Origin of the sequence: Corynebacterium sp. J010B-136 (genome assembly GCF_002967075.1) — a bacterium.
GTDB lineage: Bacteria > Actinomycetota > Actinomycetes > Mycobacteriales > Mycobacteriaceae > Corynebacterium.
The window spans coordinates 140946-162436 of sequence record NZ_PUGE01000006.1 but is presented as its reverse complement, the minus strand read 5'-3'; the positions used below and the strand labels follow the sequence as shown (position 1 = coordinate 162436).

General features: G+C 52.5%; 9 protein-coding genes, 1 tRNA gene and 1 pseudogene. 8 read left to right on the top strand and 3 right to left on the bottom strand.

Going from position 1 to position 21491, the window contains the following annotated elements; translation table 11 throughout:
- Nucleotides 1-256: 256 nt before the first annotated feature.
- Nucleotides 257-400, bottom strand: coding sequence for a hypothetical protein (locus C5Y44_RS13325; protein ID WP_158255483.1), 144 nt, complete (start codon nucleotides 398-400; stop codon nucleotides 257-259).
- Here C5Y44_RS13325 and C5Y44_RS10670 point away from each other — a divergent pair, their 5' ends adjacent.
- From C5Y44_RS10670 to C5Y44_RS10630, 8 genes and pseudogenes are all read left to right on the top strand, one after another.
- Nucleotides 401-1585 carry a hypothetical protein gene (locus C5Y44_RS10670; RefSeq protein ID WP_233189957.1) on the top strand — a complete coding sequence of 395 codons (1185 nt, stop codon included), beginning with the start codon at nucleotides 401-403 and terminating at the stop codon, nucleotides 1583-1585.
- A 959-nt stretch (nucleotides 1586-2544) separates the two neighbouring features.
- The gene (locus C5Y44_RS10655) at nucleotides 2545-6591 is read left to right on the top strand and encodes a protein kinase (RefSeq protein ID WP_105324912.1); all 4047 of its coding nucleotides are present in this window, start codon (nucleotides 2545-2547) and stop codon (nucleotides 6589-6591) included.
- 25 nt (nucleotides 6592-6616) lie between these two features.
- Nucleotides 6617-10162, top strand: a complete 3546-nt coding sequence (gene pglX / locus C5Y44_RS10650) for a BREX-2 system adenine-specific DNA-methyltransferase PglX (RefSeq protein WP_105324911.1) — start codon at nucleotides 6617-6619, stop codon at nucleotides 10160-10162.
- Nucleotides 10163-10170: 8 nt separating this feature from the next.
- A complete protein-coding gene (locus C5Y44_RS10645; RefSeq protein ID WP_105324910.1) occupies nucleotides 10171-13983 on the top strand; it encodes a DUF6079 family protein in 3813 nt (1270 codons plus the stop codon).
- Nucleotides 13983-16721 (top strand): BREX-2 system phosphatase PglZ, encoded by a 2739-nt coding sequence (pglZ, locus tag C5Y44_RS10640; RefSeq protein WP_105324909.1) that lies wholly within the window; start codon nucleotides 13983-13985, stop codon nucleotides 16719-16721. The genes C5Y44_RS10645 and pglZ overlap by 1 nt, the downstream gene beginning before the upstream one ends.
- A 5-nt stretch (nucleotides 16722-16726) precedes the next feature.
- Nucleotides 16727-17995: a BREX system ATP-binding protein BrxD gene (gene brxD / locus C5Y44_RS10635; RefSeq protein WP_105324908.1), complete on the top strand. Its 1269-nt coding sequence runs from the start codon at nucleotides 16727-16729 to the stop codon at nucleotides 17993-17995.
- A pseudogene (locus C5Y44_RS13620) lies at nucleotides 17995-18525 on the top strand (DEAD/DEAH box helicase); the annotation flags it as partial. The gene brxD and the pseudogene C5Y44_RS13620, both read left to right, overlap by 1 nt.
- A 30-nt stretch (nucleotides 18526-18555) precedes the next feature.
- Nucleotides 18556-20073 carry a helicase-related protein gene (locus C5Y44_RS10630; protein WP_369831087.1) on the top strand — a complete coding sequence of 506 codons (1518 nt, stop codon included), beginning with the start codon at nucleotides 18556-18558 and terminating at the stop codon, nucleotides 20071-20073.
- Between the two features lie 214 nt (nucleotides 20074-20287).
- Here the strand turns inward: C5Y44_RS10630 and C5Y44_RS10625 are convergent.
- Nucleotides 20288-20364, bottom strand: a tRNA-Met gene (locus C5Y44_RS10625).
- A gap of 87 nt (nucleotides 20365-20451) precedes the next feature.
- On the bottom strand, nucleotides 20452-21489 hold the full coding sequence (locus tag C5Y44_RS10620) for an ABC transporter substrate-binding protein (RefSeq protein ID WP_158255482.1): 1038 nt from the start codon (nucleotides 21487-21489) through the stop codon (nucleotides 20452-20454).
- Between the last annotated feature and the right edge of the window lie 2 nt (nucleotides 21490-21491).

Below are 21491 nucleotides of genomic sequence, written 5' to 3'. Positions count from 1 at the left end.
AACATCACACTGCACTGGCATCTCCCATCATGTCACGTGCTGAAAGATCACGTCCCGAAAAATTTCGAGCGTTACATAGCCGTAATAAACCACCCGAAATCCCACCTGCGATTTTCCCCAGCCCTGAGCAGAACTCGCTGGTCACACACGCGTAAATGAAATAAATCACACGAGGCCAACAGCCTGCGCACTACCCCCGATCGGAACGCCGACCCACAGCAAACCTAAAGAATCGGACTTTTCTCCACCCTTCGCCTTAACCCATTTTCGCCCTTGGCAGCGAGTTGGCCATCGCCGCGCCTAGCGCTTCGACATATGTCAAAGAAATCTCCGACAAGCCGCCAATGACTTCCAAACCGTGATGCACAACCATTGAAAGAGTGAATTTAATCCAGCTCACATGGATTTACGCTGCATCCCGTTCACACCGTCTACAACCGGAGGAATCTTGCATACACTCAGCACATCTACGCTTGATAAGCCACCAGCAGAAGCGGCAGCGCCTGCTTCGTCGCTAGGGTCGCGCCTAAAATCCGCGCTGCTATTTACTGGTGCGCAGTGCTCCTTTTTCATCGGCGCTGGTATCGCTACGGGTCAGGAAAGCTTGCAATATTTCACCGCGCACGGCTGGTGGGGCATGGTTGCCATCATCCTCGTTGTCGTGCTGTTTTCGTGGCTGCTTTCTTCGCTGACCGAATGGGGTCGCAAGAACCGCGACAACAAGGCCGATCCCTTCACCGACATCTGCGGCAAAACCGTCGGCACGGTACTTCGCTACTGCGTTCCCGTGTTCGTCTTCATGATTGCGGTAACCATGTTCGCGGGTGCGGGAGCATTGCTTAGCGATGTCCTCGGCGCGCCCACCTGGGTCGGCGCCACCGGAATGGCAGTCGTGGTTGCCATTACTTTGATGTTTGGTTTCCGCAACCTGGTGGAAATTATCGGCCGCATTGGACCTGTCATCGTCATCGTTATCGGCATCGTCGCACTGTGGGTGGTTGTGGAGAATTTCGCCGCGCTTGCCGATGTCCCCGAAAACCTTGCCCAGTACCAACCCGCTAAGGCGAGTGAGAACTGGTTTATTGGAACCATCTTGTACAGCACCGCCATCTTGATTATTGCAGTGCCATTTCTTACCAGCCTGGGCCGCGAAGACCGCTCACTGCAGTCAACCGTTCGCCCGAGCGTTCTCACCGGCTTTTTATACGGCGGGGTCATGGGTCTGTGCGCACTCGCACTGCTAGCCACATTGCCGATGGTTTATGACCAAGCCACCCCACTGGTGATGCTCGGCATCGATATCGCGCCATGGCTTGGCTACGTCTTTTCCCTCATCACTCTTCTTGGCATTTACTCCACCGCAGCACCCATGCTGTGGACCGTAGCCGACCAATTCCCTCTGAACTCACGCCGCACCTACGCAATTGTCTGCCTGGCCCTGACCGTCGTAGCGCTCATCGGCGGGCTGAAGCTGCCATTCGCCGAACTCGTCGGCTTCGTCTACCCATCCATTGGCTACTTCGGCCTCGTCTTCTTCGGATTCCTTGCCTACCGCCAAATTAAGTCACGGTTAGCAAGCAACTAGAACCCAAGCTAGAAGTCATGCATAGGTACCGTTTTGCACCAATTGGCAGATTATCCCCTAGGTCCACCAGGAAATAGTGCCGTTTCGTGCTTGTTGCTACCGGCGTTCCGCGTAGTTGGTACCCGAGTTCCGGATAGGTGGCACTGATTGATGTCTGATTTCTCAGTCCAACTTTCGGGAAGCAGTTCAAAACCTTAGGAAAGAACTTATGGAAAAGGCATCCCCGAGAACGAACTTGCATATTCCGAGATAGATCCCAACAGGATGTATGCTCTGTTCAGAAGGTCTGCAGATTCCGGAAAATCAATGCGCTCTTCCGTGCCTCGAAGCGAACCCGAGTACCGGAAAGCTGTGCCGTTCCGATCAGCTTCGTGGAATTCTAAGATTATATCTTTTACCGATTTAGGAAATGGTTCGGGGAATTTCAGCTCTTCATAATGAGCCTCGACTTTATTCAATAACTTATAGAGATTGTGCCCCAGACTCTTTAAAGATTCTTCCGAACAATCGCGCTTCAATGCCTCAGAGCAACCCTCTCCAAACTCAATTCGAAGTTCTATCAAATCCTTGATAGTAATTTTAGCTGGAGCTCAAACGCTTGCCTGTAAAGCGCTAAAAAGGGTAGCAAAATCAAATCGTCACCAGCTTGCCCTTTAAAAGTGCCCGCTAGCCGTTTTGCGGATTCGTGATACGCCAGTGCATAGTCTTTATTGCTCTGTCCCGGAGAGTAGACTAAAAGATCTGCTATCCCCTTGGATTCATGTTCGCTGAATATTCTTGGAGAGTTCATCTGTTCACACATTTTCAAGAAACGTATCTCATAAATTAGTTGGCTTAATCTAGCAATTAAACATACGCAAATCCGTCCACTTCCACCTTTACCCAACAATCGATAAAATTGATGGAACGGTAAAATCCAAACCCTCAGATGTAATCACCACCGACAAAGGAGACCACTCGTGAAACCAAACTCGGAACGATATCATGAGGTGTCGAAATCTGAATTTGGCCACGAACGGGAAGGTCTGGCATTACTTCTCGATGCAGTGCCAGACGCCGCCCCCTACCGGGTATGGACGAACTTTACTTTCATGGACGCCCAAGGGCACTACAATGAAGTCGATGCGCTGGTGGTTGGACGCGGCCGTATTCATTTAGTGGAGCTAAAAAGCTGGAACGGCGTATTTCGCGGAAATGAACACCGTTTCGAAATTACTGGACCAAACGGACGTATCACCGATTTCCGGCATCCTAATCTAACGGCTAGGAACAAAGCACAGAAATTCGCAGACCGCCTCCGCAGACTTATGCCGACGATCGAGCATTCATTCCGCGAGCTAGGTGTACATCTCACCAGGGAAGATACACGCGTCCCTTGGGTACAGGAATCCTTATTTCTGCACGGCGATATCGTCCACTCCCAGCTCTCAGAATCAGGCGCACAAAATGTCTTCGGACGCGACGGACTTTCCGAACAGACTAACCTGCCTGGGATCTCAGCACGATTGACAGAATCCCCAGGCAGTGATCCTATTAGTGAGAAGCGTTCCCGGGACGTCTTAGAATCTGCGATCAACCAGATCACTGGCACTGCACAAAAGAGGCGCAAGCACATTGCGGGAAGTTGGCAGCTCGGTGAAGAGCTTGAACATGACGAAGATTTCCGAATCCGCAGGGCCACGAACACTAAGCACGACGAAAAAGGCATAGCTTATGTGTCAAATACCAGCGAAAACGATACTCAAGCCACACGTCTAAAACGCGAGCGACAAATGGAGAAGTCTTATGCGCTACTTCGCTCGCTCAATCACGACGGCATAGACCGACCGATCGCGTTAGAATTCATGGACGACTCGGACGCTCCTGTGTTGATCTATCAGGACCATCCAGGCTTTGAACCACTCGATATGTTGCCGCGGTCGCTGCGCTTAACCGCGCAACAGCAGGTGGAGATTATTCTCCAAGTCGCGGAGGCTATCGCCTATGCACACTCGAACAACGTTGTGCACCGCCGACTAGCTCCGGCAGCCGTACTTATCGACGTTCCAGCGCTACACTCCCCCAGCCCAGAAGTTCGAGTGAAAGTCTCTCGTTGGTCTACAGTAACTGCTGCTGATTCAGCTGGCACATCAACTGCCACCTACCTACCTACTACTACCGCTAGCGCCTACGACGGGTTTTCTGTATTCCTGCCGCCAGAGGGATTCCGTGACGGAAGCGATCGTCGCCAAGCTGAGCTCTTCTCTGTAGGCGCACTCGCATACTTCATCTTCTCTGGCGATATGCCGGCGCCAGACACAACTCGTTTGCTATCTCGCTTACGGGAGCAACAGGGGCTCGACCTCGCAGCTTCTAAAGCCTCCGTGGAAAACGACGTTCGCGAACTAATTTTGTCGATCACCCACCCTGAGCCGCAGCAACGCACAAGGAAGATCACTTCAGGTGCACGCTCGAAATCCACGGCGCTGAAAAACCCCGTTGAACTTTTCGCTGACTCCTTACGCAAAACCACAGTCGAGCGACGTGCCGATGATGGCGATGATCCCCTCAATCCTACGATTGGCGCAATGATCGCCGACCGGTTTGAGGTTGAACGAGTACTCGGCTCTGGTTCCACTGCACGAGGGCTCCGTGTTATCGATCATGCAGCGGGCGGTGAAAAGCGTGTCCTCAAGGTGGGATTATCCCCAGATAAAGACTCGACATTGCATGCTGAAGCACGCGCCATCGAGGACTTAACTCGGTCAGTAAGTGACCGGCGCATCTCAAAGCACTTCGTCTCGCTTCTCGAAAGCCCTCTAAACCTGCCACACAATCGCACCGCCCTTCTATTGTCTGACTGTGGCGATTACACCCTCAATGATTCTCTCCAGCTCTTGGAAAGCTCACCGAAGTTCTTCTGGGAGTCGGGAGAGCAATTAATGGATATTCTCGTGGCTTTGGAGTCCACCGGCATCGTCCACAGGGATATCAAGCCCTCGAATGTTGGCATGCTAACAAAGGGCGGAAAACGCCGCCTCATGCTCTTTGACTTTTCGCTGGCAGATACGCCTCTGGAAGATGTTCGTGCAGGCTCACCCCCGTACCAGGATCCTTTTCTGGTCGCGAAACAGCAAGGACGGAGCCAGTTTGATTCTGCCGCCGAACGCTATTCCGCAGCAGTCGTTCTGTTGAAGATCGCCACCTTCAAAGATCCAATTTATGGAGACGGCACAGCAAATCCTGCCACTCTGAAGGACCAGTCGCTAGCTTTAAACTCACAGGATCTCCCTGATTTTCTCAATTCAGTGCAAAAGCAGGCGTTAATCAAGTTCTTCCGTGGCGCATTGCATGGTGACCACACACGCCGTTTTTTATCTGCGGAAGAAATGCGAGGAGAGTTCCTACATATCAAGACTCTCGCCGAAGACGCCCCAGAGCATTCACCGTCGACCCGCCCCGCGCTAAGCCCTGCCATCACACCGACGGTTCCGGCTACCTCGGGGATCACCTCTTTTGCCGCTTTCCGAGATCAACTGGTGGCATTCACTGGCAAAAAGAATTCCATTATTCGACGTTATGTGCAACACGCGTTATCGAATACGACAAATGGCATCGACGATCCTTTCGCTACTGCAAAGATTTATGCTGCAGCTCTAAATAGCTCTCCACAGCGCATCCACCAGATTCCTGCTGAGCTGCCTACGTACTGGTCGCAATCGACAGAACTAGTCGCTGTCCTTGAGGAACTTGGAGAGGAAGTACTGAGAACAGTACGCGGCTTCGGTGGCATCGCTACCCCTGAACAACTAGAAAATGCTGTGTCATTAGTGTTGCACAACGACCTCGATGTGCAAGATTCCCGTACACGGCAGGGTGTGCTTCGCATGGTCGAGATATTTCTCAACCGCGATGAAGAAACTCTCTATATTGTTCGCCGTGGGCGCACGTGGGAGCATATCGCATTTGCCACTGATCCATCACTCGTTACGCTACCGAAAGCACTCGAAGATGCCGCAAGCCAGGCAGTTTCCAATTCCCAGTTCCTCTCAGCTTCAGCGGTTGCGAAACTAACCTCGACGACAGCTGCACAGCACCTAGAACTTAGCATCGCGAATTTGCCTGTTTCAGTATCGGTGCTTCCAGAGCTCGCTACGTTCCGATCCAAGAAAGTTGCGTTAACTTCATCCGGAGAACTGTATTCAACCGCAATCAATCTTCCGACAATGCTGAGGCTAGTCATTCACCCGTCGACTGAGTCAATTGCACGCAGTTCCCTAACGAACCTTTTAGCAGCCCGTTTTCCTTTTGCTGTCAACAGGGAGCTCCCCGGTACTCAGGAGCTTACTAGGCTTATCCAAGATATCGACCCTGAATTCACACTCAACAGCTCCAACCGCTACGTTCGCCATCAACCAGACGCCACTACCGGTTTAGAGACGAAGCTACCGACTCGCACCAAGCTCACCGGCCCTAAACCGCTTGCTTCGCACCCATCCTGGCTCCGTGATCTCTTTAGCCAGCTCGAACCAACAATATCCAGCAGAGATGTTCGCGTCATCACCGCTCCTCAGGGCACAACTTCTGAGGTAGTTGAAGCATTGACTGCACAGTTTGGTGTTTCACATGTTGATCTCGCTGGTGAGATTCTCGACGATCTTTACGAGAAACTCAGTGAGCATGGTCAAAGTGAAAAATTCCCGGCACTGCTCGGGTTGGATACTGAGCAAACACGACGAGACCTCAATATTCCCGTTCGTACGACCGCAGAGCGAGTTTTAGAAAACGCCATGCACCTCGATGCTCCCGCAGTAGTATTTACCGATTTATCAATCCTGGCTCGATTCAACGCAATAGATCTGTTGGGAAAGTATACAGACATAGCTTCCTCGCAAAATCCGCGGGCTCTATGGTTTGTACTGCCGCACAAGGGCAGTCTCGAACAGAACGTCAATGTCGAAGGTTTTTCTCTCCCCTTGACCAGCCCATCACAAATTGTTCGTGTCGCTGACCCTGCCCGCGTTTGACTTCTCTCCCCAAGGAATTCCACACATGTCCCAACAACTAACCCGCGCGCTACAACCGATTGTCAACACACTCGTCGATGACATGCGCGAACGCCTTCACAACAACTCTGAGCGGTTAACACACTGGCGGAAATCACACCAGGACGCAGAAAAGGCAGAGCGCACAGCAAGTTCATACTCGGAGTGGGAGAACGAACAGCTCCAGCAGGCTGCTGTCGGTTGGGTACTTACCTCGGTGTTCATCCGCTTCATCGAAGACAATTCCCTCTTTGGCGAATCGTGGGCGATGCTCTCTGGGCATTCCGATGAGGCGCGGCGGCGTGCGCGCGACCATGAGGACCAGTTTTACGCCGCTAATCCCGACCAAAGCTATCGTGGATACCTTCAGCACGTCTACAGCCAACTGGGGCAAGTCGACGCAACCCGAGCCTTAGTTGACGACTACGCAGGGTATCGAATCATGGAACCCTCAGAACGCGGAGCTCGCGAAATCATTGATTTCTGGCGCGCTGTAGACAGTGATGGAAAAATTCTCTGGAGCCTCAAGGACAATGCTCTATCAACTAGGTTCCTCGGCGACATGTATCAAGACCTATCAGAGTATGCACGAAAGCGTTATGCACTACTGCAAACACCCGGATTCGTCGAAGAATTTATCCTCGAGCGGACGTTGACCCCTGCCTTGGAGGAGCGTCCTCTCGAGGGCTTCACACTCATTGATCCAACATGTGGTTCTGGGCACTTTCTTCTCGGAGCATTTGAGGTGCTAGTTGACCGGTGGGAAAAAGAAGCACCAGGGCTCGACGCCCGAGAGCGCGCGGTTCAGGCTTCAAAAGCAATTCACGGAGTCGACATTAACCCCTTTGCTGTAGCTATCAGTAGATTCCGGCTGATTGTTTCTTTTATGAAGGCCTCCGGCGAACAATGGCTTTCGAGGGATCTTCCGAAACCAGACTTCACTGTGATATCCGGCGATTCCTTGTATTGGGGTCCAGGCTCAGCAGGTCTAGATGCTATTCCATTGAACATGTCGAAACGTGCGGTAGGCACTGAGGATCTCAGAACACTGATCGATGTTCTTGCTCCAGCGCGATACGACGTAGTGATCGGTAACCCGCCCTATATCACAGTGAAGGACAAAGCCCTCAATGCATTTTACCGAGAACGTTACAGCCCCTATTGCAAGAGAACATACGCTATGACCGCACCCAGTATGGTGATGTTCTTTGCTCTAGCTCGAGACAAATATTCGTCCCGAGGCCCAGGTTGGGTCGGCCAAATCACGTCGAATTCTTTCGAGAAGCGCGAGTTTGGTGCGCCTTTAATCGAGAAGTTTTTGCCAACCGTGGATCTTCGGGAGGTAATCGATTCTTCCGGAGCTTATGTTCCCGGGCACGGAACACCTACAGTTATCTTGGTTGGCAGAAATGCACCCCCATCAAAAACAAAAGTACGAGGCATTTTGGGAATTCAAGGCGAGCCTGGGATTCCGAAACATGCTGAGGATGGTCTTGTATGGCGAAGCATCGTCGAACATGTTGACGACCTTGGATTCGAAAATGACTTTATTTCTGTGCGAGAAATGGATAGAGACTTCATCGGATCACACCCATGGAATCTGCAGGGCGGAGCAGCACCTGAGATTTCTAACACGATTGAGCGACACGCAGGTTCTCTACTACAGACCCTATCTACGGAAATTGGACGTACCACACATACTGGCATGGATCCTGCTTATTTTATGCCCATCGCTCGCGAGCAAACTCACGGCCTGACTCATCTTGTGCCATTAATAACTGGTGACACAGTCCGCGATTTTTGCATAAGCATTCGAACCGCAACTCTATTCCCTTACGATAAGGAGGCCGAAAGAAGAACATTATCCCGTCCCGAGGAACGACACTTCTGGCCCCTACGCAAGGTTTTAAGCACTCGTCAAGATTTCGGTGAAACGCCAGAAGAACGAGGACTGCGTTGGTTCGATCACTCAATGTTTTTCCCGAGCCGTTATCGACGACCTCTGGGAATCACCTTCGCCTTTGTAGCAACCCACAATCACTTCGTGCTCGACCGGGGTGGCAAAGTATTCAATCGTTCCGCACCAGTCATCAAACTCAGAAAGGAAGCCACCGAGGACGACCATTTCGCCCTTCTAGGGGTGCTTAACTCTTCGGTGGCATGTTTCTGGCTCAGGCAAAATAGCCATAATAAAGGATCAACCACCGACAGCAAAGGAGCCCGAACGACGCTAAGACCTTGGGAAAACTTCTATGAGTTCACCGGCACCACTCTCAAGGAGTTCCCACTTCCCGAAGGTGCTGTCTCTGAACGTGGACGGCAGTTAGATACTCTGGCTACGGAACTCGCAACATGGGATCCCACAAATCTAGTTGCCAAGCACACACCCACTCCCGAGCTTCTGGATCAGGCGCAGGCCGAATACACACGTATTAGGGAGCTGATGATCGCGGAGCAAGAGGAACTCGACTGGTCGGTGTACTATCTGTACGGCCTGACAGAGACAGACCTTTCTCTACCCGTTGGAGCAGTCACTGGTTTACCCCTTGGAGCTCGCCCTTTTGAGATCACCCTTGCTCGCAGCGGACGTGAAACAGCTTGGTTTGATCGGCATCATTCGACCCCCGTTGTCGAGATACCAAAAGAGATCATTGGTGCGCAACGCGAGACGTACCAAAAGCGTCTGGCTCTCATCAGCAATGACAGACTAATCAAATTATTGGAAGCTCCAGAGTACAAACGTCGTTGGTCAGATGACCTCTGGGAGGACAAAGTTAAAGAGGCGTTGGAATCCTGGCTTTTGACTCGGCTGGAGTCTCAGATCTTGTGGTTCGACGATTCCGGAAAAATGCCAATCACACGCACAATTCGTGAGCTAGCTGGTGTTATCGAAACTGACCAGGCCTTTGCTGAGGTACTTGATGTATTGCAAATGTGGTCAACGAAACGTAATCGTTCGACCGTCGATATGTTAGTGGAGTTATTCAAGGGGCAGGCAGTGCCATTTCATAAGGAACTAAGGTACAAGAAACCTGGTCTGCGAAAGCGCGCCGAATGGGAGGAGACTTGGGCTGCGCAGCGTCGAGAGGATGCCGGAGAGATCTCTCCGGAAGAGGTTCCAGTACCTCCGAACTACACTACGGCTGACATGTACCCAGCAGTGTGGAAGCACCGCGGAAAGCTCGATGTGCCGAAGGAGAGGTTCATCTCCTACCCCGGTACACTTCGAGCGGATGACCCGACAGAAGTATTGGGTTGGGCTGGTTGGAATCATCTCCAGCAGGGGTTAGCTCTCGTGGGGCTTACCCGCGAACGGTTGGATGCCGACGCCGAACCGTCAGAAATCGCTGGACTATTATCGGGAATGAATGAGCAGTTACCATGGATTATGATGTGGCACAATGACCCCGATCCAGAACTAGGTCTGCGATTCGGGGATTACCTCAAAGGACAGGTAACCGAAGTAGCCAACCAGATTGGTGTGCCGGTCGAGGACCTCGATAACTATGCTCCACAACCAACGCGAAAAACTCGTACAAAGAAAGGACGGTAACCGCCGCGATGTCGTTCAACCCGTTCGCTCAAGCATCGTCTAGCGCACCTTTATTGCGTGATGTTTTCGATATCCCCGAGTACCAGTCTCAGACTTTCGTGCTCAAACTCGAAGATTCCACCGACGATGCACATCTTCGTGACACCCTGGAGTCCTACGTTGTCACTGAAGATATTGCACGGAATATGCATGCTGCCCTCGAGCACGTCGAAGCGGGGTTGAACACCGGTGAGAATCAGGGCGCCTACCTGTCTGGCTCTTTCGGTTCTGGTAAGTCGCATTTCATGGCGGTGCTCTACGCAATTCTCGCTGGTGAACCACTCACCCGCGAGATCGCCGATCTCCAGCCTTTTGTTGCTGATCACCCGAAGGCTGTCAATTCAAAACTCCTACAGTTGAAGTTTCATTTCCTCGGTTCAAAGACCATTGAAGATACAATCTTCAGAGGTTATCTCCAACAGGTCAGTAAGCTGCACCCTGGGGTTACCCCACCGGTGCTGCATTCTACGGGTGCGCTCTTCGAGGATGCCCAGAAGATGCGCACCCGCATGGGGGATGAAGCATTCTTCGCCGAACTAAATAATGCAGATTCTATGCCCTCCGGGCAGCAGAAAACTGTAGGGGCCGAAGCTGCTGGTATCGACCTTTCTATTTTCGGCGGCGAGCATCTCTATTCCGGCTGGGACGCGGAAGCTTTCGATGAGGCCCGTAATCCAAGTGCCTATTCCGAGTCCCGCTCCGCCCTAGCATCTGCACTAACACAGACTATCTTCAGCTCCTACGCCACTGGTTCTGAGTGGCTGCCTCTAGCGGAGGGGCTAAATATTATGTCCAACCACGCGAAAACCCTCGGTTACGAGGGGGTGGTACTGCTCCTCGACGAACTAATTCTGTGGCTAACCTTCATGATCTCTGATCAAGAGATGTTCAATCGGGAAGCACAAAAGCTCACCCTGCTGGTCGAAAGCAATGTCGGCACAATGGCTGTGCCGGTGATCTCGTTCATCGCTCGTCAACATGACCTCGCCTATTGGCAGGAGAATACTTCCGAAGCTGGCTCTACCATGGAAGCACGACGTAAAGCACTCCAGCACCAAGAAGGACGCTTCCGTAACATCGAGCTGGGTTCCCAAAACTTGCCAGAGATTGCCAATCGGCGACTTCTTACTCCGAAGCCTGGCCAGCAACTTGTACTACAACAAGCATTCGACCGACTGAAGCTTCGACCAGAGATCTCCAACGTGCTGCTAGACGGCGTGAATACAACAGACAGCCACCAAGCCTCAAGCATGGATGCCTTTAAATTGGTTTTTCCCTTCTCGCCTGCATTAGTCGACACGCTCGTCCATCTTTCCCCCGCGATGCAGCGCGAGCGCACAGCACTAAAAGTAATGGAAAAACTTCTCGTCGAGAAGCGAGACACCATGACAATTGACCAAGTCATTCCCGTCGGCGATGCCTTCGATCACATCATCACTTCCGATACCGGTTCACAGTCACAAGGACAGTCATCGTTAATCCAGCGATTCAGAAACGGCCGGAAGTTCTGGCAGGAAAAGCTACGCCCCTTAATTTACCGAGAAGCTGGTGCTGATCTGTCTACCAAGGAAGCAGATTTGCACAAGGATGCCCGCGGCAAACTACGCCTTGGGAAAACTCTTATTATGGCTGCTCTTGCCCCCGAAGTCCCTTCTCTCAAAGCGATCACTGCCTCACGACTCGTGCATCTCAACCACGGATCTATGGTCAAGATTTTCGAGGGTGACGACGTCACCAACGCATTAACCACCTTGCGCAATTGGGCCGGCGAGTTCCCGGAGATCATTATCTCTGAAGATTCTCGAGACCCGATCATTACTCTCAAACTCGAGGAGGTTCCTTGGGAAGAGGTTATTGACGCTGCACGGCAAGAGGATACGCCACAGCGACGTCTCAACCTCGTGCGGGAGTTCCTCGGTGATGCATTACGCGTTTCTAACATCAACATGGAAGCGGATAGCAGTCTCACCCGTGCGGTGTCATGGAAGGGTACGCCTCGAAAGGTCGAAGTAATTTTTGGTAACGTCCGCAACACTGCGGAGCTATCTAACGATGACTTCTTCGCCAACACGCCTGGGGCACTTCGTATTGTCATCGACCTTCCCTTTGATGAGCATGGGCACACCCCCGCTGAGGACCATCGTCGAGTCGAAGCTTTACCAGTTCGTGATCAGGCCCCTTTTACGATTGTGTGGCTGCCGCAGTTCTTTAGTTCCGAGCAAATGTCCAGGCTCGGTGAACTTGTCATTATTAACCGAGTGCTCGAACCATCCGGGTTCCGTGATTACACCGCACGGCTCGCGGGTGACGCTGCAACCGCAGTTCGCTCCGTGCTGGAGCAACGCCGTACAACCCTCAGCAACCAATTCCGGACATTGATCGCGGAAGTCTATGGAGCAGCTTCAGGCATTCAATTCCCCGAAGGCCAGGAGCCGCTGAAAAGTTTAGATCCTGCACTACATTTGACGAAACCGGTGGGCACCACTATGGCAGAGGCCACAGACCGGCTCATCGAACAGGCTTTCGATCACAAATATCCTGATCACCCATCATTCAATGCAGATAAGGCCATCCGTCCTGCCGACTTCAACCACGTATTAACTGCCCTCCGAGAAGCTGCAGCAAACCGTAATGACCGCACTGACCTTAGTATTGAAGCATCTCGGGCCACTAAAATGATCCTAGCTCCGCTAGACATTGCAAACGTTCAAGAATCTCATATCGTATTTAATGCCGACACAGTCGGCTCATCAATGTCTTCAATCAACGCCCAACTCCGCAATTCGGGAAAAGATTTGGACGCTCCAATCAAGGTTGCTGAACTACGAAACGCGATTCTTGCGCTTACGCCTCGTCAAGGACTAAGTGATCTGACCGTCGACCTATACGTTGGAGCGTGGACAGCTTTTCACCACAGATCCTGGTACCGATACAACGCACAAATTAAACCACCGACAATCACCGAGTTTGACGGTGACATGCAGTTACGCCCGGTAGCTCTGCCGGATCCTGAGGCTTGGAATTCTGCGATTCTGGTCGCGCAACATTTGTTTGGCATTAACGTATTTGAGCACTTAAATGGAGATAATCTTACGAGTCTTCAGAACGAGGTGATAGATGCAGTCAACGAGCACCGGGATGCTGCTCAATCACTGAGCACTGAACTCGGAATTTTGTCGCACAAGCTGGATTGGGGCTCCCAAACTCAGCGAGTCCGTCTAGCCGTGGAAACACGGAACCTGCTGGACTCATTGAGTTCTGTCCGAGGTGACGCAGTCGCGCTTGTAGAGCGACTGGCCAACGCGCGGACCGCTGACAACCGAATTTTAGGTGCTTCTCCCCAAGAGGCTTCAGTCTCCCTTAAAGAAGCAGCTTCATCCACCGACGCATTGCGTGAGCTGAATTCGACACAGCTGACCAGTAACCTAACCACATTAAGAAATTACGCCTTGCAACATCCTGGTGATGATCTAGGAGCAGCAGGTGTGCTGGATGAGTTGGAAGAAGCTTTGAAAGCTCATCAGTTCAAAATTCCTGCAGACAGGGCCATTGATAGATTCGAAGAACAATTCTCCCAGTGGACTAGTGCACTAGCACAGCGGCTTCCGAATTCCAGTCCGGAGCCGAAACGTGTAGACCACCACCAAGACCCGACTTCCGAAACTGTCCCATTGGTGTTTGAACATGTCACTGATGCGTCGGAAGTCATCGAGCAAATTCAGCAGCTGACTTTAGACGGCACCCCGATTAAAGTCACCATTGAAAAGCTGGGTGGCCGCTAGTGACCAGTTTGCAGTCCTCGTTCACCGTGACTCCACGTGATATCGAGCAACACGTCGAAAAGCTGCGGAATAAGAACTACACTCACGCCACTGTTGCGATTCGCACCTCTGCTGATTTTGTTGGTCGAGACCAATGGGTCAGCAACGGCCAGAATATCGAAGTCCAACGTGTAAACACACCATTGCTACTGCGTGCAGCATTACGACGATCCGATGAAGCTTCCCCGTGGAGGTTCTTCCTGACCACGCTGCCAGATTCAGAGATGCCTCTCGATCTGCAGGAAAAGCTTTACCCTTACGGACGCGTCTTCACTCCGGACCCCAGCGACAGCCTACGCAATCGTTTTTCTGCAACTCGACAGCACTCCGATGTTGTTCCTTCTCTACGCGATATTCCCGGATTGTTATCTTACTTCGATTCCGTCGACGCGAGTGTGCGCCCGGCTCCTGCTGGAGTACTCAGCTCAGATCATGTGTCGCGTGAACTTCTCTATGCAAAATTATTCAAGAACCACCCTGGCGCTACATCCACGCTAGCAGAGCTAATCCTCTGGTCTGCGGATGATCGAGCTGCTGCATCCTGGCAAGATTTCGCTGAAAGAGTACCCAAAGCCGTACAGGATCGTGCATGGGATTGGTTGTCTCGTCAGTTGGGTACCAATGCATCGTCCGCTATTAAGTATCTCGGAAAGCACGGCCCAGGTCAGCTGCTCGCGTATGGTCTTGTCGCTGAAGTTATCGTTCCAACCGCTGGAATGGATGAAACTCACCGGGCAGGAGCTGAAGGTGGTTTCCGAGTCGCTACAGGTATTTCCCAATCACGCGCGTCAGAATGGGAGGCTTGGTCCCAAGCTGCAATCGATGCTTATCGAAGTTTGCCAGACGATCACAAATCCGTCCGGCACGATGCTCAGCAGCTGGCTTATAAATTAGGAGCAGAGAAGCTGCTTCGTCACTCCACGGTTCTGGATGCTGGCCTTGACGCCCGTCTCGATGAGGCAGCAGCAGCAATCGAGTACTTTCTCAGTAGCGACAACAAACAAGAGCTAGTCGTGGCGCACCGACTAGTAAACGAACACGTCGGTCTCTCATCCTATGCTCGTGACGTGGCTACCGTGAATGCTTGCGCACGCCTTGCTCAGTGGCTTAGCCTACCCAAACCACAATTCCCATCCACGCTCGCTGGGTGGATCTCTTGGTACCGAGATGAACTCAGTTGGGTCGACACGTGTGTGTCTGCATCGTGGTGGGGACAGTCTAATTCCCGACTAGCCGCCGCAGCCACTCAGCTTATCCAGCGTGTTCGTCCGCATCGCAGAAACGCTGATCGGGAGTTTGCGCGCAGCCTTGCAACCAATGGAGGAAGCTCAGCAAACTCGAAGGATATCCTGTATGTCGAAGAAGTTCTCGACTCCGTCATCGCCCCCCTCGTCAGTCGCACGGATGACGAATCGTCACTACCAATTCTCTTGCTAGTGCTCGATGGCTGTTCGGTATCTGCTGCAAACGACCTGACTCAGTCGATTATGTCCACCTACCCAGGAACATGGCGGGAGTTGCTTCCAGTAGAGGACCGCTTACGGACAGCCCTAGCAGCATTTCCGACGATCACCAATGTCTCGCGGAATAGTTTGTTCAGCGGTGAAGTCAATTACGGCGGACAAAGCGAAGAAAAAAAGGGGTTTTCCAAGAAGCTAGGTCCAATCGGAAATGGCGCAAACGCAGTGACACTCTTTCATAAGAACGACTTGACCACTGGCATCAATGATATCGTGCGTTCCACGGTTGAAAACACCACTGACCACCCGATTGTGGCTGCAGTACTGAATGACATCGATGATTCTTTGGCTGCTGCCAATCCGATGAATACCACCTGGCAAGTACAGGACATTGCTTTTCTTTCTAATCTCTTGGAAGGCGCCGCTCGGGTGGGCCGTACGGTCGTGTTGGTTTCCGATCACGGACACATTCCAGAACGCCACGTTTCGGGACTCAGTCGTGTGGCCGAAGCCTCTTCCGCGCGCTGGCGACCGGACGATGCTGACAACCCGGCAAAAGAAAATGAGGTTCGGCTGAGCGGCCCCAGGGTAATGGCGGCTGGGGAAAATACCGCAATCCTTGCTGTAGACGAGGACACTCGATACTCAGCTAAGACTTCCGGTTATCACGGGGGAGCCTCCCTAGCTGAGGTATGTATCCCAGTAACAGTCTTGACCCAATCGCCAGCGGATTTTGCCAATAATTCGGCTTACACCGATGACGTGCTAACGCAGGAAGTACGTTTGCCGGCGTGGTGGCAAGTCCGCGAGGAGGTTCCTACTCCAGCGCAAACACCAGCTGCACAGAATGTGCCAAAAGCGAAAAATAATCCAAAGACTGCTTCAGAGGGTCAAGGCATGCTGACCTTCCAGGAATCTCAACCGAGTATTCGTAAAGACCGATTCGATTCCCTCTTGCAGAGCAGCAAATCCCTGCTCCCCACGCGCTACCGGAGTTACGGTCCGCCAGCCAGGTCCGTCGAAGAATTCGTTGACATGCTGCGAGCTATCTCCCGCAACAATGGGCGTATGGCCGTCGATTCGTTGACCGCTAAGTGGTCACTGTCTCGGATCACCGGACAGGGCACGATTAATAAAATGCGACAAGTAGTCAACATGGACGGTGTCGAAGTCTTGAGCATCGAAGGAACCGATATCGTTCTCAACGTCGATCTGCTATTTGAACAGTTTGGAGTCTAAACGGCATGAGTATCTCCCCTGCACGACGCGCTGCAGTTATTGACGCACTCCGTCGTGGCACAGTGCCCGCAGAAGGCCTCGATCAATTAGCTGTCGGACTCGATCATCTTGAGAGCGTCATCGGCAGCGAGCTCGACAGAGTTGCGAGCGGTGGCGCAGTGTTCAAAGCCGTTCGCGGCGAATACGGTTCGGGCAAGACCTTCGCTGCACGCTGGATAGAACAGCACGCTCTCGCACGCGGTTTTGCAGTGTCGGAGGTTCAAATCTCCGAGCTGGAGACTCCCCTCCATAAACTTGAAACTGTCTACCGACGCTTAATTGAAGAGTTACGCACTGATTCCTTCCCACGACAGGCTTTTCGCTCGGTCCTAGATCTATGGCTTTTCCAAGTGGAGACAGACGCCGAAACTTCCGGCCAAGACCCCGAAACAGTCATGGAGGAACGCCTAGCACCCATCGCTCAGGCTGCCCCCGTATTTCCACTTGCTCTACGTGGATATCGTCGAGCAGTTCTCGAAGATAATGCCGCAGTGGCTGATGGACTCGCCGCATGGCTCGGCGGCCAACCTACCGTATCCGCATCCATCAAAAGCTATGCTGGCGTGAAATCCGACCTCGATCACTTCACCGCCACGGGATTCATCCGCGGGCTGCTCGAAATACTGCGCGGCTCCGGACACCCCGGCCTTGTTCTCGTGCTTGATGAAGTGGAGACTTTACAGCGAATGCGCTCCGACACCAGAGAAAAAGCACTCAACGCTCTACGACAGTGGATCGATGAGATTGACTCTGGAAATTATCCGGGCCTGTATTTGCTAATCACTGGGACTACCGCTTTTTTCGAAGGACCACAGGGAATTAAACGCCTACCTCCGCTAGAATCCCGACTGCACGTTGATTTCTCTGGCGACCCGCGGTGGGACAATCCTCGCCTTCCACAGATACGGCTGCAAAGTTTCAACCTGGAACGACTAGGCATGGTCGGACGAAAAGTTCGGGACTTGTATGTCGATGGAACAAGTGACCGAGTTGCGGGGTCAGCAGACGATACATTCGTTGACGATCTGGCTTCTTCAGTTGCCGGCGAACTCGGTGGACAAGTCGGCATCGCCCCGCGTCAATTCCTGCGTACTCTCATCGATGTCTTAGACAGAGTAGATATTCACCCTGATTTCGATCCACGCAAGGACTACACAGTTGACATCACTTCCGCATCAATGAATGATACAGAACGCGCTGCTATAGCAACCGACCCGGACGACATCGAGTTCTAATGGGATTTTCGTCTCTACACCCCGTGCTCCAGCACCATATTGCAACCACGCTGCGATGGCCAGGATTACGTCCGCTCCAGGAGGCCGCAGTAGATCCACTCATTAATGGCGAAGATGCAATACTGCTTGCTCCCACTGCCGGTGGAAAAACGGAGGCAGCATTCTTTCCCGTGCTAAGCCGCCTGGGAACTGAAAACTTTTGCGGAGTAAGCGTTCTCTATCTCTGCCCGCTCAAGGCTCTACTCAACAACTTAGAACCCCGTTTAAGTGGCTACGCATCCTGGCTCGGGCGCAGGGTCGGTGTGTGGCATGGAGATGTAGGACAGTCAGCGCGTAAAAAGATGCTATCTGACCCACCCGATGTACTACTCACGACTCCCGAGTCCCTCGAAGCAATGATGGTCTCAAGAGGGGTTGACCACCGACGATTCTTGGGAGGGGTGCGCTCCGTCATCATCGACGAAGTTCACTCTTTCGCAGGAGATGACCGTGGATGGCACCTTCAAGGAGTGCTCGCACGCTTGGAGCATCTAGTAAAGTCTCCTATCCAGAGGATAGGAATGTCCGCAACAGTCGGGAATCCAGAGGATTTGCTCGGCTGGTTACAAGGTTCACTAGATCGACCGGGGCAAGTAATTAATCCTGAGGTACCCGGTACCGCTGTTGTACCTGAATTGCGGGTCGATCGAGTTGAATCCCTGGAGCAAGCCGCAACTCTGCTTTCTAAGCTTCATCAGGGAGAAAAGCGGCTTGTCTTTGTTGATTCTCGTGCTCGCGCGGAAAAGCTTGCTGTAGCATTGGGGGATCGCAACGTTGACGTGTATCTGTCGCATTCGTCCTTATCAGCTACGGAACGTCGGCGTTCTGAAGAGGCATTTGCTACGGCGACCAATTGCATCATCGTGGCAACTTCCACCCTCGAACTCGGCATCGACATCGGCGACCTTGACCGAGTGATTCAAATTGGGTCCCAATCGTCCGTTTCATCGTTTTTGCAGAGGCTAGGACGCACGGGTAGGCGCGCTGAAACAACCCGAAACTGTTTGTTTATATCACTTGACGACCAGGAATTACTCCAAACTCTGGGAATGCTCAATGCATGGGCAGATGGTTTCGTGGAACCAGTCGTTCCACCAGTTCTTCCGCTTCACCTAGTAGCACAGCAGATTCTTGCAGCTTGCCTATCGGAAGGAGCTCTCCCACGTTCTACCTGGCACGAACGCTGGACAGCATCCACGCTCATGTCACGATCGTCTCTAGGACGACAGGCCGATGAGGTGCTGGAATACTTACTTTCCGCAGGCATGCTCAACGAGGACGGGCCTTATGTTTTTATAGGAGAAGCCGCCGAAAAGGCGTTCGGCCGTCGGCATTTCATGGAGCTTTTGAGCGCGTTCACTTCTCCGCCACTCTTCACAGTGCTGGCTGGGCGCGCCGAGATCGGCACCGTAGAGTCACACACACTGACTACCTCCGTCGAAGGGCCGCGCGTGTTAGCACTAGCTGGAAGGTCGTGGAAGGTCACTGACATAAACTGGTCCCGACGCCAAGTTCGTGTGGAAGCAACAGATCTTAGCGGGATAGCCCGCTGGGGGATGTCTTCAGGTGGTGTGGGGGCAGCACTAGCAAAGGGGATGCGGGATGTTTTACTTGGCAAGGATCCAGGCGGGGTACTTTTATCGTCTCGGGCTTCAGACGCACTTGCGAACTTACGCGCGAGTGGACGGAGCCTGGTATCAAATCACGGTCTCATTTTCGTAGAGGCCTCGAACTCTAACTCTTTGGAACCGGAGTGGTGGACCTGGGCAGGTAGGCCCCGAAACCAACAACTCATAGCTTGGCTTGGTGATTCGTTAGCACGACAATCACAATCAGCGCGGCACGACCGGATCCGCCTGCAGCGCCCACTGGACAGAAAGGCCGTTGCAGAACGAATCAGTGAGATTGAGGGACTACCGAAAGACAAACGTCCACTTCCCAAAGTAGATGACCGTGCGTTGGAAGGATTGAAGTTCTTCGAAGCTCTCCCCGAGCAATGGGCACGCGAAGTTGTGGCAGCACGTTTGGTGCAAGAGTGATATATCGGCAGGGATTCCACTGATTAGTCCGCTCCACCTGCGGCAACACGGTCTACCCAAGCTAGTGAAGGCAAGCGGTGCTCCCTTTGGCTCAAACAGCCACGCCCATCGCTCAATGATCACTGTAACTGAACCCGCCCACCTTTGAGAGCTCAACAGCTAGATCAAAAAAGAACCGCAGCCGGTATTTCTACTGACTGTGGTTCTTTGAAATTGGTAGCGGGGGCAGGATTCGAACCTACGACCTCTGGGTTATGAGCCCAGCGAGCTACCGAGCTGCTCCACCCCGCGCCGATTGTCATCAACATTGCATGTCAATGGCACGGCCCCAACTCTATCAACAACCCTGAGACTCACCAAATCTGCTCGGCTGATGTATTAGCCTTTAATGTCTTTGAGCAGTTCCTTAAGCATGTCGAGCGATGCCATGGCATCGGTGTAACCGGCGACGGTCATCTTGCCAATTGGGTAGACTTTGCCGTCTTTGACCGCGTCGAGGTTTTGGAACATATCGGATTTCGACATGGTCTCGTAGTACTCAGTGGGCTTTTGATTGAGGTCTGTGCCGTACAAGATGACATCAGCATCACCGACTGCCTCATTGAGCTGTTCCAAAGAAACGGTGAGCTCACCACCATCTTCGTCGCCGACAATGTCATTTTGCTGCTGCGACCACTGAACACCAGCAGGCCCCAGAACGCTTCCCAACATGCTGGTGTCGCTATTGAGTGCTACTTCTTGCTCACTATAAGAGTTGAGGACAGCAAAGCGTCGATCGGCAAGCTCCGCGGAATAAGTTTCAGCGATCTCTTCCTGACGCTTTTCCATAGCATTCTCGAGCTCGTCAATCTTTGCGCTTTGGTTGGTGGCATCGGCAATCTGCGCAACACTTCCAGACCAGTTCGCACGCTCTTCACCGGAGTGGGTGTAGATATACGAAGGCGCGATTTCGCGAAGCTGCTCCACGTCAGAAGGTTCAATCATGTTAGGGACCAGAATCAGATCTGGCTTGAGGGCTGCAATCGCTTCCAGCTGCAGGCCATCCTCCGTATTCACAGTCGGAACATCTTTGATGTCCGCGGCCTTTTCTGGTGGCAGCAGTCCGTCATTGAAGCTTCCCTGCCCCACCGGAGTCAGGCCTAAGTCAACTAGTGCCTCAGTCGCGGCAAAGTGCAAAGTCACAATTCTTTGTGGTTCAGCGGGCACTTCAACATCATTGCCCTCGGAATCGGTAACCGTGCGGGTTTCCCCTTCAGCAGTTGCTTCAGAGATATCCGCGGCCTCAGTACTGTTGGTGCTCTCGGAAGAAGTGCTGTCATTTGTAGCATCAGAGGAACAGCCAGCGACAGTCAGTGCACCTGCGGTCAGCAAAGATACAAGCATCAACTTGCGTGAGCGGATATTGGGAGTAGACATAA

What these genes read in the sequence shown, in the direction of transcription:
- C5Y44_RS10670 (WP_233189957.1), top strand. Translation starts at nt 401, where the DNA reads ATGGATTTACGCTGCATCCCGTTCACACCGTCTACAACCGGAGGAATC.
- pglX (WP_105324911.1), top strand. Translation starts at nt 6,617, where the DNA reads ATGTCCCAACAACTAACCCGCGCGCTACAACCGATTGTCAACACACTC.
- C5Y44_RS10645 (WP_105324910.1), top strand. Translation starts at nt 10,171, where the DNA reads ATGTCGTTCAACCCGTTCGCTCAAGCATCGTCTAGCGCACCTTTATTG.
- brxD (WP_105324908.1), top strand. Translation starts at nt 16,727, where the DNA reads ATGAGTATCTCCCCTGCACGACGCGCTGCAGTTATTGACGCACTCCGT.
- C5Y44_RS10630 (WP_369831087.1), top strand. Translation starts at nt 18,556, where the DNA reads ATGTCCGCAACAGTCGGGAATCCAGAGGATTTGCTCGGCTGGTTACAA.
- C5Y44_RS10620 (WP_158255482.1), bottom strand. Translation starts at nt 21,489, where the DNA reads ATGTCTACTCCCAATATCCGCTCACGCAAGTTGATGCTTGTATCTTTG.